Below are 12,741 nucleotides of genomic sequence, written 5' to 3'. Positions count from 1 at the left end.
ATGGAAGACACTTGGGGCATCCCCGGACCCGCTTTCCTGGCGATCTATGGCGCCCTGCTGGTGTTCCCGCTGGTCGTCGGTCTCGTGTGGAGGGTCGCGGTCAAGCTCGGTGTCAAGGCCCCGCGCGCCACCGTGAGCGGACCGGAGCCGACGGTGTACGAACTCGCCTATCTCGCCGGCGGCCCGGACCGGGTGGTCGACACGGCCATCGCGGCGCTGGTCGACCGCGGGACGTTGCGGGTCAGCAGCACGAAGCAGCTCCAGCTCACCGGCCCCGAGCCCGCCGACCCGATCGAAAAGGCCGTCGCCAAGGGCGCACGGCCGGGGTACAAAGCCACGACGCGCGGCATCCGCGACCGGTTGCGGATGTCGGGGCCGATGCAGGCGCTCGCCAAGGGGCTGGAGGAGCGGGGACTCGTGGTCGCCGACCGGGCGCCGCGGATCCGCCAGGTCGTGTTCTTCCTGTACCTCGCCGTGCTCGTCCTCGGTGTGGCGCGCCTGATCGCCGGGATCTCCGGTGACCATCCCGTCGGTTTCCTGATCCCGCTGCTGATCGCGGCCGTGTTCGCGACGCTGGTCGCGCGGGCGGTCAAGAACAAGCGGTCGGGGCCCCGGCCGACCAGCGAGGGCGGCCGGATCCTCCATCGCGCCAAGTCCGCCCACGGACGGGAGCGCAAACGCGGCATCCCCAACAGCACCTCGATGGGTGGCATGGCCGGTGGCGCGCTGCTGGGCGGTGCCGCCGCGGCGGTCGCGTTCGGTGGTCTCTCCTATTACCCCGACGAGGAACTGAGCGCGGCCCTGATCCCGCCTCCGGTCTCCGGCGGTTTCGGTGGCGGTTCGTCCGGCGGCGGCTCCACGTGCAGCACCGGCGGCGGAAGCTCGTGCAGCGGCGGCGGAGGTGGCGGGAGCTCCTGCGGAGGCGGCGGCTGTGGTGGCTGACGGGCCGGGCACGCTCGGGATCGGCATCGGCTGGCGGCACGAGCTGGACTTGTCGATCGCGCGGCTGCCCGGCGTCGACTGGGTCGAGGTCGTCGCCGAAAACCTGCACGCCGGGCACCTGCCCGAGACCCTCGTCGCGTTGCGCGACAAGGGAATCCCCGTCCTGCCGCACGCGGTTTCGCTGTCGCTGGGCGGGGCGGAACCGCTGGACACCGCACGCGTCGAGCATCTCGCGGAGGTCACCCGCGAGCTCGGCGCGCCGATGGCCAGCGACCACGTGTGCTTCGTACGCGCGGGCGGCCTCGACTCGGGGCATCTGATGCCACTCCCCCGCACCCGGGAAGCACTCGATGTCCTGGTGGACAACGTGAAACTGACGCAGTCCATCGTGGGCGTCCCGTTCGCGCTGGAGAACATCGCGGCGGTGCTGGAGTGGCCGGACGCGGAGTTCACCGAGTCGGAGTTCCTGCGGGAGCTGACCGACCGGACCGGTTGCCTGCTGATCATCGACGTCGCCAACCTGTACGCCAACGCCCGCAACCTCGGCACCGATCCCGGACGGTTCCTCGACGAGATCCCGTGGGAGCGGCTGGCGTACACGCATATGGCGGGCGGTGTCGAACGCGACGGCGTCTACCACGACACGCACGCCCATCCGGTGGTCCCGGAGGTGCTGGACCTGCTGCGCGAGCTACGGCGGCGCACCGAGCCGCCGGGTGTCCTGCTGGAACGCGACGACGACTACCCGCCCGACAGCGAACTGGCGGCCGAACTGGCCGCGCTCAGGGAAGCGGTCTCGCCGTGACGTCGCCCCGGGAGCGGCTCGCCGCGCGGCAGGCCGAGCTGCTCAAGGCGCTGCTCGCCGGGGGCGACGCTCCGGCGGGCTTCGACGCGGACAGGCTCCGCATCGAGGCGAACGTCCTGTGGAACAAGCAAAGCAGGCTGGTCGCCTACCTTCGCCCGGACCTCGCCGAGGCACTCGGAGACCGGTTCGGCGCGCTCTTCCGCGAGTACGCGACGAGCAGCCCGAAGACCGACGCGATCCGCGCACGGGCCTACGCGGACGCCTTCGGTGCGTGGCTCGTTGAGCGTGGTGAGGTCCCGAAACCGAAGAGACGCCTCGCCAGCCGCCTCCGGCTACGCCGCAATTAGTCACCTACTTGCGGCGGTTTCACCAGACCGGGCGGTCGCTTCCGGGTACGTGCGTCGCTTCCGTCCACTGTGGATTCGAGCCGGGCAGCGTGCCGGCCATCTTGACCCGGGTGACCCGGCCGAGCTGGCCGTCGACCTCTTCGGTCCATTCGCCGCCGTCGAAGCCGGCGGTCCCGGCTTCCTTGCGTCCCAAGGAGTTCAGCCACTCCCCGGTCCCGGCGAGCGAGGTACGGACGTACTGGGTGCCGCCCTCGGTGGCCGCCCGGCGGAGCGCGGTCATGATCGCCGCCGCGGTGAGCCAGCCGGTCGCGTGGTCGAGTGCCTGCACCGGAAGCGGTCCCGGGCCGTCGAGCCCGGCGGTCTTGCCGCCCTCGTCGGCGATCCCCGACGCCATCTGCACCAGGCTGTCGAACCCGCGCCTGCGCGCCCATGGCCCTTGCCAGCCGTAGGCGGACAGGTCCGCGACCACGATTCCCGGCCGGAGCTCCGCGATCGCTTCCGGCGAGAACCCCTTGGCCACCAACGATCCCGGCCGGAAACCCTGCAGAACGACGTCGGCGCGGGCGATCAGCTTGCGCAGCCGTGAACGCCCGGCCTCGGTCTCCAGGTCGACGTACGCCGAGAGCTTGCCCATCCCGGTGTCGACGGCCAGCGGCGGCACGGTCGGCAGCCGGTCAGACCCGATGTGCATGACGGTGGCGCCGTGCGCGGCGAGCACGCGGCCCGCGACCGGTCCGGCGATGACGTGCGTCAGGTCCAGGATCCGCACCCCGCCCAGCGGCCGGTCGGACTCGAACAGCCGCACAGGTTCCGACGGCCCGAGCGGCCGGATCTCGGCGACCGGCAGCCCGCTGGCCGCCTGCCCTTGCTTGTGCGCCAGCCACTCCTCGCGGGAACGCAGCACGGCGGCCGCGCCGCCGGCACCGATGACCGCCGACTCGACCTCGTACTTCGACTTGGCCGCCACGACCTTCTCGAACGCCGCGCGGGTCGCGGGCACGCCCAGGCCCCAGCACACGGCGGAGACGTGACGCGGGTAGTTGCAGTGCAGCCGCACCCAGCCGTCGTTCGCGCGGTAGTCGCCGGACAGCGGCGCGCTGAACGGCACCGGTTCCCCGTCGACCCGGATGTACTGCTCGCTGTGGAACGACGCCGCGGCGTGCCGGGTGTCGACCGAGACCTTGCCCGGCTCGATCCCGCGCAGCCGCAACAGTTCACCGGCGGCCAGCGTCGCGGCGGCGATACTCGTCGTCGCCGCCTCCTCGACCCGGAAGGTCCCGGGCAGCACCGACCCGGGGCCGGTGATCTCGACGGCGCCCTCGGCGAGGGTGTCGCCGGTGAGCGTGGTCCAGACGCGCGTGTCCACGGAGGCCTTCACTAGGGCAGGAGCGCGATCAGCTCGGCGGGGGCCACCTTCGTCCCGGTGTAGAACGGGATCTCCTCGCGCACGTGAAGACGGGCCTCGGTGCCGCGCAGATGACGCATCAGGTCGACGATGCGGTGCAGCTCGTCGGCCTCGAAGGCCAGGATCCACTCGTAGTCGCCCAGTGCGAACGACGCGACCGTGTTGGCGCGGACGTCCGGGTAGTCGCGGGCCTCCTTGCCGTGGTCGGCGAGCATCTTGCGGCGCTCGTCGTCCGGCAGCAGGTACCACTCGTAAGAGCGGACGAACGGGTAGACGCAGATGAACTTGCGGGCCTCTTCACCGGCGAGGAACGCCGGGATGTGGCTCTTGTTGAACTCCGCAGGGCGGTGCAGCGCGACCTGGCTCCACACCGGCGCCGAAGCGCGGCCGAGCGGGGTGTGCCGGAAACCGCTGTACGCCGCCTGGACCTGCTCGATCTCCTCGGCGTGCCACCAGATCATGTAGTCGGCGTCGGCCCGCAGCCCCGAAAGGTCGTAGACACCGCGGACGATGACGCCCTTGGCCTCCAGCGCGTCGAGGTACTCGGTGGTCTCCGCTGTCGCCTTCGCGCGGTCTTCGCCGAGCTTGCCCTGCTCGGCCCGGAAGACCGACCAGGCGGTGTAGCGGATGGTGTCATTGAGCTCGTTGTAGTTCAGCCGCGCCATACCGCCATCTTGGCACTGCCGGTGCTCAGGAGCCCTCGTGGGTCGGTGTGATCCCGGCGATGCGGCGGGCGGCCGCGTCGGCGGTGGCGATGCAGGCCGGGATCCCGACGCCGTGCAGCGTCGCGCCCGCCACGGCGAGGCCGGGAACGGCGGCGACGGCACGTTCGATCCGCTCGACGCGGATGAGGTGCCCGATGCCGTACTGCGGGAGCCCGCCGCCCCAGCGGGTCACGAGGGTGTCGATCGGCTCGGCGGTGACACCGGTCAGCCGGGCCAGGTCGTCGCGGACCACGCGGACGAGTTCGTCGTCGTCGGCGTGCAGCGCGCCCGGTTCGCCGAAGCGGCCGACCGAGCCACGCACCAGGACCGGGCCTTCGCCGTAGTGCGCCCACTTGCGGGAGGAGAAGGTGAACGCCTTGGCGGCGAACGGCTTCCCGGCCGCGTCCCGCTCCCCCGCACCGATCAGCACCCCGGAGGACTCCGGCAACGCGGTCCCCGGCGGAAGCGCGAGCGCGACCACCGCCATCGACGCGAGTTCGACCTTCGCGAACACCGACGAGGCCACTCCCGCGACGCCGTCGAGCAGCCGTCGTGCCGAAGGCGCCGGGACGGCGAGAAGGACGGCGTCGGCGTCGAGGTCGTCGACCTTCCAGCCGTCTGCGGTGCGCTCGAGCGCCGTCACGGTGGTTCCGGTGCGGACCTCGGCGCGGGACAGCTCCGCGAGCCGCGCGATCAGCGTTCCGAGACCGCCCAGCAGGGTGCCGAAGACCGGCGCCGTACTCGGCGAGGCGGGCATGAGCGACGCGGCGGCTTCGGTGAGCGAGCGTGCGCCGCGATCGATCGCGGACGCGAGACCGGGCATGGTCGCGCGCAGCCCGAGCCCGTCCGCTCCCCCGGCGTAGACCCCGCCGAGCAGCGGATCGACGAGCCTGTCGACCAGTTCGTCGCCGAAGCGCTCGCGCAGCAGCGGGCCGAGCGGCACGTCCTCCGCGGCCGGTTTCAGCGGAGACAGCGACGCCTCGGCCTCGACCAGGGCGCGGCCCTTCTCCGACAGCACCCCCGTGACCGCGTCGGCCGAGGCCGGAACACCCATGACCGTGCCCGGCGGCAACCCGAGCACGGAGCCACCGGCGTGGATCTTGGCGCGAGCCTTGGTGGGGTGGACGAGGCTTTCGCCCAGCCCGACCTCGCGGACCAGGGCGAGCGCTTCGGGATGGCGGGCGAGGAAGGCCTCCGCGCCGACGTCGTAACGTTCACCGGCGAGTTCGACCGTGCGGAGCTTCCCGCCGAGGGACTCCGTCGCTTCGAAAACGACGATCCGGGCGTCTTCGCCGAGCAGCGTCCGCAGCCGGTACGCCGCGGTCAGTCCCGAGATACCGCCGCCGACGACGGCGATGGTGCGCACGGGCTTCACGGCTGGAGCTCGTGCACCAGCCCGACCACGCGCGTCAGAACGTCCGGGTCGACGCCGGGCAGCACGCCGTGGCCGAGGTTGAAGATGTGGCCGTCGGCCGCGCGGCCCTCGGCGTGGATGCGCCGGACCTCCGCTTCGAGCACCGGCCAGGACGCGTGCAGCAACGCCGGGTCGAGGTTGCCCTGGACCACCCCGCCGCCGAGCCGCCGGACCGCTTCGTCGAGCGGGATGCGCCAGTCGACGCCGACCACGTCGGCGCCCGCGTCGCGCATGGCCACCAGCAGCTCGCCGGTGCCGACGCCGAAGTGGATCCGGGGTACGCCGTAGCTCGCGACCGCGGACAGGACCTTCGCCGAATGCGGCAGGACGAACTCGCGGTAGTCCCGCTCCGAGAGCGCGCCCGCCCACGAGTCGAACAGCTGGATCGCGTCGGCCCCGGCGTCGAGCTGCGCGGAGAGGAAGGTGATCGCCATGTCCGCGAGACGCCCGGCCAGCTCGTGCCACAGCTCCGGCTCGGAGTGCATGAGCGCCTTGGTGTGCTCGTGGTTGCGGCTCGGGCCGCCCTCGATGAGGTACGACGCCAGGGTGAACGGCGCGCCCGCGAAGCCGATCAGCGGTGTCTCGCCCAGCGACCCGACCAGGAGCCGGACGCCCTCGGCGACCCGCTCCACCTGCTCCGGGTCCAGCACCGGCAGCGCGCGCACGCCCGCGGCGTCGCGGATCGGCTCGGCGACCACCGGCCCGGTGCCCGCGACGATGTCGATGTCGAGGCCCGCCGCCTTGAGCGGGACGACGATGTCACTGAAGAGGATGGCCGCGTCGACGCCGTGACGGCGGATCGGCTGGAGCGTGATCTCGGCGAGCATCTCGGGGTCGAAGCAGGCTTCGAACATCGAGGTGCCCTCGCGCAGCGCCCGGTACTCGGGCAGCGACCGGCCCGCCTGGCGCATGAACCACACGGGGGTGTGGGCGGGGCGTTCGCCGCGCGCGGCGGCCAGGAACGGCGCACCGGGCAGGGCGCGACGGGCCGCGGGAACGGTCTGCGCGGGAGAAGCAACTGAAGGAGACATCACGGTTCATGGTGCCATGGGCGCTCAGGGGCCTTACTCTCGGCGCGCCTGCGCCCCGAACCGGACTATCCCGTCCTACAGTCGGTTGGTGACCGCGATGACATCAGTACCCGATCTCTTCCGTGAAGCCGTCGCGGCGTTGCAATCGGTCCGGCCCCGCCCCGAAGTGCAGCTGGAGACGATGCGCCCGCCGCAGCGTCTGGCGCCGTGGTCCTACGCGGTGAGCTGCGAGGTGGAAGGACCGGCGGACGTGCTGGCGTCGGGACGGCTGGTGCTGCTGCACGACCCGGACGGCCAGGAGGGCTGGGACGGGGTCCTGCGGCTGGTCATGTACGTCCGCGCGGAACTCGACCGCGAACTGGCGACCGATCCCTTCCTGCCTGCCGTGGGCTGGTCGTGGCTGACCGACGCGCTGGAGAGCTCCGGCGCGGACTGGACGGCACTGGGCGGCACCGTCACCGAAACGTCCTCGGCGCGCTTCGGCGACATCTCCGGGCCCTCGCGCACCGACGATCTCGAACTCCGGGCGTCCTGGACGCCGACCGACGCCGCGTTGCGGCCGCACGGGCAGGCCTTCTGCCAGGTGATGGCGAGCGTCGTCGGACTGCCGCCGGTGGGCGTGACCCTCTTCGAGCAGCGCCAGTCCTCCTGACGGTCGGCTCAGCCGAGGGACTCGACCTTCACTCCTTCCCCAGTACATGAAGGACCCCTTCCTTGCGCCTAGGTACAGGAAGGGGTCCTTCATGTACTTCTACTTCTCACGAGGCCAGCCCTCCCGAAGGTTTTGCCAAGGTCCGTGAAGGCCTCCTTGAGGGACCCTGGGTCCCTCAAGGAGGCCTTCACGGACTCGACAGCGGTCTCGACAGCGGTCTCGACAGCGGTCTCGACACGCCGAATCCCATCAATCGAGACATAGCATTTGGGTTATTCTGCGAGTTCTGGCCATCTAGCGCCGCTAGGAAAGCTAGCGAGACTAAAGGTCCCTTGCTATCGCCCGCGGATCCGTGAGGGCCTCCTTCCCTACTCTCAAGGTAGGGAAGGAGCCCTCACGGACAGCCGCGACGTTCGCAGAGGCGGCGCGAAGCGACCGAAGGCGCCTTCGCCTACTCCATCCGCGAGCCCCTGAGAGCGTCCGTACGCCGTCGAGAGGCCCTTAGCGGCCATCTTGGACTAGACCAGCCCCGACCAGCGCGGAGCCGGTCGAACAGAGGTCTGAACCACCCCGTTCGTGCTAACCCCGCTGTCACCGTGCGCAACAAGATCAAGTGAGCCCGAAACAGCCCTGCGGGCACTCCGAGACCCTTCCGGAGCGTTACCGCCACAGTCACTGAGCGGAGCGATCATGACTCTCCGCGAAGTTGATCAAGCCCCATGCCGGGGCCGCTTTCCGGGCCCCGGCACACTGCCCTCCGAGCGTCCCGGGCAGAGGCACCGGCAGGTGCACGGCTCATCTGCACAGTCGCTTGGGCCCCGGTATCCCCAGTGCATCGTGTTCGTTCGGCGATGTGTTAGCCACCGGCTGTGTACTAGCCCGATCGTGTTACTACGAACTCCCTGAGTGACCACTGGTTTGAGATAGATACCCATTCGATCCCCCCGTGAAGGCCTCAGGGCGGCTACAGTGCCATCGACGACACCACTTTCGGTCTAAAGCTGGCGCGGCTGAACGGCCGAAAGTCCCGGTGCCGGTCGGGGGGCACGACCGACTCCAGGGAGGTAGTGACGTGGCTACCGTCGGCATTTCTCAGGCCGTCCGATCCACGCCAGCCGGTTCATTGCCGGCGAGCATGGTTCCGCACCCGCGGGAAGAGCTTTTTTCCGTGTTGGTGGTCGATGACCACCCGCTGTTGAGGGAGGCAATCTCAGCAAGACTCGCACAGATGGGTGCGGGCACCGTCCACGAGGCCGCCACGGTGGCCGAGGCGAGGGCGCGAGCACAGGCCACAGGGCCTTGTGATCTGGCGATCCTCGATCTCGGACTGCCGGATGGCAGCGGCATCGAGCTGGTTACGGAACTCCGTAGCCATGGCTGGCCTCGAGTAGTGGTGCTCGCTTCATCAGACGACCCGTACGCGGTCAGGTCGGCGTTCCAGGCCGGCGCCCAGGCATACCTGCTCAAGTCGGCATCGCCGGTCGTAGTGACCGACGGCGTCCGCAGGGTGCTCGAGGGCGGCGTCTACGCGGACCCGAGCGTCGCACCGGTACTGGCCACCGGCACCCGAGTCGCCGGCACCGACAACACCCCGCGCGAGCTTTCGGCGCGCGAGGTCGAGGTGCTGCAGCTCGTCGCCGACGGCCAGAGCAACAAGGAGATCGGCGAGGAACTCAGCCTCTCCGCGCTCACCGTGAAGTCTCACCTCTCCCGCATCGGGCGCAAGCTCGGCACGGGTGACCGGGCTCAGATGGTGGCGCTGGCCATGCGTGCCGGCGTGATCCGCTGACAAAGGCGAACAGCCCTGCGGGGCGGGCGGACCAGGCGCGGTCCGCTCGTCCCGTAGGGTCTTCACCTATGGAAGGCGACCGACCCGGAGAACCGCAGACGGACCCGAAGAACGGCACCGATGACACCGGTGGACCGGTTCTTCTGCGTGAGCCCGCCGAGGGCACTCCGCCGGTGATCGCCGACGCGGCAGCCCTCGCCGAAGCCTGCGCGAAGATCGCGGGCGGCAGCGGGGCCATCGCCGTGGACACCGAACGCGCGTCCGGCTACCGATACTGGCCGAAGGCCTATCTCGTGCAGCTGCGCCGCGAAGGTGCCGGCTCCTTCCTCATCGACCCCATTCCGCTCGAAGGGCAGCTCGAACCCCTCGCGGAAGTGCTCAACAACGCCGAATGGGTGCTGCACGCGGCCTCTCAGGACCTGCCGTGCCTCGCCGAACTCGACCTGCACCCGAAGAGCCTGTTCGATACCGAACTCGCCGGACGGCTCGCCGGGTACGAACGGGTCGCCCTCGGCACCCTCGTCGAACTCCTTCTCGGCTATCAGCTGGAGAAGGGCCACAGCGCCGCCGACTGGTCGAAGCGCCCGCTTCCCGTCGACTGGCTGAACTACGCCGCCCTCGACGTCGAGCTGCTCATCGAGCTGCGCGAGAAACTCGAGGCGGACCTGGCCGCCCAGGGCAAGCTCGAATGGGCCCAGCAGGAATTCGAGGCCGTCCGCACCGCGCCGCCGCCCGCCCCTCGGGCCGAGCCGTGGCGCCGGACCTCTGGCGTGCACAAGATCCGGAGCGCCCGGGGTCTCGCCGCCGTGCGCGAACTGTGGCAGGCGCGGGACGAGCTCGCCCGCAAACGCGACCGCGCGCCGAGCCGGATCCTGCCCGACACCGCCATCATCAACGCCGTCACCGCGGACCCGAAGACCGTCGAGCAGTTGCAGGCGCTGCCGGTGTTCAGCGGCCGGGTCCAGCGCAAGTACACCGCGAGCTGGCTGCGGCATCTGCAGGCCGCCCGCGCGCTGCCCGCCGACGAACTGCCGACCCCCGCGCAGCAGACCGACGGCCCGCCGCCGGTGAACCGGTGGTCGGACAAGGATCCCGACGCCGCCGCCCGGCTCATCGCCGCCCGCGCGGCGCTGGCCGCGATCGCGGAGGACCGGCGGCTGCCGGTGGAGAACCTGCTGCTGCCGGAACTGGTGCGCCGCACCTGCTGGCGTCCGCCCGCGGAGCTGAGCGAGGACGCCGTCGCCCAGGTGCTCCGTGACGGCGGCGCCCGGCCGTGGCAGGTCGAGCTGACCGTGGCGGCGCTGAGCAAGGCACTGCACGCCACCGCCGCCGCCTGACCCCCTTTCAGTCCTCCAGCAGCATCCGGGCGGAGGCACGCAGCCCCGCGTCCGGTTCCCCGATACCGGCGAGCCTCAGCACGCTGTCGGCCCCTTCGACGGCGTGCGCTTCGACGTCCAGATCCGGCTGGTCACGCCGGACGATCGCGATGCTCTCGACGAGCCCGAACACGAGGTCGCTCCGGATGCCGACGAGGTCACCGGGTACGCCGGCCGCGGCGACGAGCGAGCCGTAGACGCGTTTGAGTTCCGCCCGTTCGGCGCGGAATCGCCCCAGCCTCGGCGACGAGATCTCCGGCAGCAGGTACAGGGCGCCGAGGTTGTGCCGCGCACTGCCGAGCAGATGGATGTCCGCGTACGCCAGCGCCCACAGCCGCGCGCCGACCGGCGCGAGCTGCGCCGAAAGTCCGCCCGCGACGTCCAGTGACGGCCGGACGGTGTCCTCCAGCAGCGCCGCGAGAATGTCCTCTTTGGACGGAAAGTGGTAGTAGAGGGACGCCTGGCGCAGACCGGCGCGTTCGGCGATGGCTCGGGTGGTCGTCGCCGCGTACCCGGCGCCGGTGAACAGCTCCCCCGCCGCGTCCAGTACGGCGAGCCGCGCTTCCCGCTTGCTCGCCGCGGCGCCGCTGGCTCTCGGCCTTCCCACCCCGGTCGTTTTCGTCATCTATCCGATCCTGCCATTTCTTCGCGAAGATCTTTGTTACGTCCGGTGGTCGGCCCAGGTTACCCAATCCGGTATCTGTTAACACCGCGCTTACCCGGCGGAGATCGGAAGGATCCCGCACGCGCTTAATTTCGGTCAGCCGATCGAAATTCGGCCCTTGAGACAGGAGCCTCCGCAAATGCCTTCCGAAGACCTTTCCGCCTTCGGGTACCGCCAAGAACTTCGCCGGACACTCGGCGGATTCTCCGCCTTCGCCGCCGGTTTCTCCTTCGTTTCCATCCTGACCACGGTGTTCCAGCTGTTCGCCTTCGGCTATTCCTTCGGCGACACGCTCTTCTTCTGGACATGGCCGCTGGTCATCGCCGGGCAATTGCTCGTCGCGCTCAACTTCGCCGAACTCGCCGCCCGATTCCCGCTGGCCGGATCGGTTTACCAGTGGGCGAAACAGCTCTCCCCCGGATTCGGGGGCTGGCTCGCCGGCTGGATGATGCTGGTCGGGTGCGTCGTCGCGCTCGCCGGTGCCGCGATCGCGCTGCAGGTGGTCCTCCCGTCGGTCTGGAGCGGTTTCCAGCTCGCCGGCGGGGATCCGGCGATCACCTCCCCGACCGGCGCCAGCAACGCCGTCCTGCTCGGCACCCTGCTGATCGTCGTCACCACCGCGATCAACGCGGGCGGGGTACGGCTCATGGCGCGGATCAACGACATCGGGGTCGCGGCGGAACTCGTCGGCGTCCTCGTGCTGGTCGTCGGTCTCGCGTCGTTCGCGGTCCGTGGCCCGCAGGTGGTGACGCAGCCGGCGGGCGAAAGCCCGGGAGCCGGCGGCGTTCTCGCTTCGGCGCTGATGGCCGCGTACGTTCTCTACGGTTTCGACACCGCGGCCTCGGTCGCCGAGGAGACCAAGGACGCGCGCCGCATCGCGCCGCGCGCCGTGCTCCGCGCGCTCTTGGTCTCCGGGGTCGGCGGGCTCGCCGTCGTCCTCACCGCGCTGATGGCGGCGCCGAGCCTGACCGACGGGCAACTGGCCGGGAAAGGCCTGCCGTATGTGATCACCGCGGTCTTCGGCGACACTCTCGGCCGGATCTTCCTCGCCGACGTCGCGATCGCGGTCGTCGTCTGCACCCTCACCATCCAGACCGGCACCGTGCGGCTGATCTACTCCATGGCCCGCGACGGCGCGCTCCCCGGCGCCAGGCGGCTTTCCGCGGTGAACGCCCGCACCGGCACACCCATCGCGCCCGCCGTGCTGTCCGGGATGCTCGCCATCGGGCTCCTGCTGCTGAATCTGGGGAACCCGACCATCTTCAGCACGATCACCGGGACTTCGGTGGTCGTGGTATACCTCGCCTATCTCCTGGTGACCGGGCCACTGCTGCTCCGGCGCCGTCAAGGCCGTTTCAGCGCCGAGCCCGGCCATTTCTCCCTGGGACGATGGGCTATTCCGGTCAACATCGCGGCAGTAGGGTACGGCGCGATGATGATCGTCAACATCGCTTGGCCACGAGCCGAGATCTACGACCTCGCGGGCACCGGTTCCGTCTGGGTCCTGTTGTTCCCGATCGAGTTCGTCGGCGCCGCGCTGCTCACCGGCTACCTCTGCTGGCGCCGCCGCTCCGCGCTCACCACGGTTCCCGTCCCCGTGACCTGAAGGAAG

At 70.5% G+C, this 12,741-nt stretch carries 12 protein-coding genes; 7 read left to right on the top strand and 5 right to left on the bottom strand.

All coding sequences use genetic code 11. The features are described from left to right. The 3 genes from ACIHAO_RS13525 to ACIHAO_RS13515 are packed head-to-tail and all read left to right on the top strand — an operon-like array spanning window position 1 to window position 2,094. On the top strand, window positions 1-942 hold the full coding sequence (locus ACIHAO_RS13525; protein WP_396557539.1) for a TIGR04222 domain-containing membrane protein: 942 nt from the start codon (window positions 1-3) through the stop codon (window positions 940-942). Beyond that, window positions 935-1,747, top strand: coding sequence for a DUF692 domain-containing protein (locus tag ACIHAO_RS13520; RefSeq protein WP_396557537.1), 813 nt, complete (start codon window positions 935-937; stop codon window positions 1,745-1,747). The genes ACIHAO_RS13525 and ACIHAO_RS13520 overlap by 8 nt, the downstream gene beginning before the upstream one ends. Continuing rightward, window positions 1,744-2,094, top strand: coding sequence for a hypothetical protein (locus tag ACIHAO_RS13515; RefSeq protein ID WP_396557535.1), 351 nt, complete (start codon window positions 1,744-1,746; stop codon window positions 2,092-2,094). Before ACIHAO_RS13520 ends, ACIHAO_RS13515 begins: the two co-directional genes overlap by 4 nt. Before the next feature lie 19 nt (window positions 2,095-2,113). On the opposite strand, the gene ACIHAO_RS13510 is transcribed toward ACIHAO_RS13515, so the two are convergent. The 4 genes from ACIHAO_RS13510 to hemE are packed head-to-tail and all read right to left on the bottom strand — an operon-like array spanning window position 2,114 to window position 6,648. Then, window positions 2,114-3,460: a CoA transferase gene (locus ACIHAO_RS13510; RefSeq protein WP_396557533.1), complete on the bottom strand. Its 1,347-nt coding sequence runs from the start codon at window positions 3,458-3,460 to the stop codon at window positions 2,114-2,116. 11 nt (window positions 3,461-3,471) lie between these two features. Beyond that, window positions 3,472-4,164: a hydrogen peroxide-dependent heme synthase gene (gene hemQ / locus ACIHAO_RS13505; RefSeq protein WP_396557531.1), complete on the bottom strand. Its 693-nt coding sequence runs from the start codon at window positions 4,162-4,164 to the stop codon at window positions 3,472-3,474. A 25-nt stretch (window positions 4,165-4,189) separates the two neighbouring features. After that, entirely contained in the window at window positions 4,190-5,569 is a 1,380-nt protein-coding gene (gene hemG, locus ACIHAO_RS13500; protein WP_396557706.1) for a protoporphyrinogen oxidase, read from the bottom strand. 5 nt (window positions 5,570-5,574) lie between these two features. Further along, window positions 5,575-6,648, bottom strand: coding sequence for a uroporphyrinogen decarboxylase (gene hemE / locus ACIHAO_RS13495; RefSeq protein ID WP_396557529.1), 1,074 nt, complete (start codon window positions 6,646-6,648; stop codon window positions 5,575-5,577). 88 nt (window positions 6,649-6,736) lie between these two features. Between hemE and ACIHAO_RS13490 the strand changes: the two genes are divergently transcribed. From ACIHAO_RS13490 to ACIHAO_RS13480, 3 genes are all read left to right on the top strand, one after another. Continuing rightward, window positions 6,737-7,300: a DUF3000 domain-containing protein gene (locus ACIHAO_RS13490; RefSeq protein WP_199746301.1), complete on the top strand. Its 564-nt coding sequence runs from the start codon at window positions 6,737-6,739 to the stop codon at window positions 7,298-7,300. 1,072 nt (window positions 7,301-8,372) lie between these two features. Beyond that, complete coding sequence (locus ACIHAO_RS13485) at window positions 8,373-9,089, top strand: response regulator transcription factor (protein ID WP_034318331.1); 717 nt, start codon at window positions 8,373-8,375, stop codon at window positions 9,087-9,089. Between the two features lie 68 nt (window positions 9,090-9,157). Next, window positions 9,158-10,426 carry an HRDC domain-containing protein gene (locus ACIHAO_RS13480; RefSeq protein ID WP_396557527.1) on the top strand — a complete coding sequence of 423 codons (1,269 nt, stop codon included), beginning with the start codon at window positions 9,158-9,160 and terminating at the stop codon, window positions 10,424-10,426. 7 nt (window positions 10,427-10,433) lie between these two features. On the opposite strand, the gene ACIHAO_RS13475 is transcribed toward ACIHAO_RS13480, so the two are convergent. Beyond that, window positions 10,434-11,090 (bottom strand): TetR/AcrR family transcriptional regulator, encoded by a 657-nt coding sequence (locus ACIHAO_RS13475; RefSeq protein WP_396557525.1) that lies wholly within the window; start codon window positions 11,088-11,090, stop codon window positions 10,434-10,436. Window positions 11,091-11,268: 178 nt separating this feature from the next. Here ACIHAO_RS13475 and ACIHAO_RS13470 point away from each other — a divergent pair, with 178 nt between their 5' ends. After that, window positions 11,269-12,735, top strand: a complete 1,467-nt coding sequence (locus ACIHAO_RS13470) for an amino acid permease (RefSeq protein WP_396557523.1) — start codon at window positions 11,269-11,271, stop codon at window positions 12,733-12,735. Window positions 12,736-12,741 lie beyond the last annotated feature (6 nt).

This window comes from Amycolatopsis sp. NPDC052450 (assembly GCF_044547565.1).
GTDB lineage: Bacteria > Actinomycetota > Actinomycetes > Mycobacteriales > Pseudonocardiaceae > Amycolatopsis.
This window is presented reverse-complemented; position numbering and strand designations above follow the sequence as displayed.

Bases quoted from the DNA above. Each gene is read 5' to 3' on its own strand.
- ACIHAO_RS13525 (WP_396557539.1), top strand. From the start codon at position 1: ATGGAAGACACTTGGGGCATCCCCGGACCCGCTTTCCTGGCGATCTAT.
- hemQ (WP_396557531.1), bottom strand. From the start codon at position 4,164: ATGGCGCGGCTGAACTACAACGAGCTCAATGACACCATCCGCTACACC.
- hemE (WP_396557529.1), bottom strand. From the start codon at position 6,648: ATGTCTCCTTCAGTTGCTTCTCCCGCGCAGACCGTTCCCGCGGCCCGT.
- ACIHAO_RS13480 (WP_396557527.1), top strand. From the start codon at position 9,158: ATGGAAGGCGACCGACCCGGAGAACCGCAGACGGACCCGAAGAACGGC.
- ACIHAO_RS13475 (WP_396557525.1), bottom strand. From the start codon at position 11,090: ATGACGAAAACGACCGGGGTGGGAAGGCCGAGAGCCAGCGGCGCCGCG.
- ACIHAO_RS13470 (WP_396557523.1), top strand. From the start codon at position 11,269: ATGCCTTCCGAAGACCTTTCCGCCTTCGGGTACCGCCAAGAACTTCGC.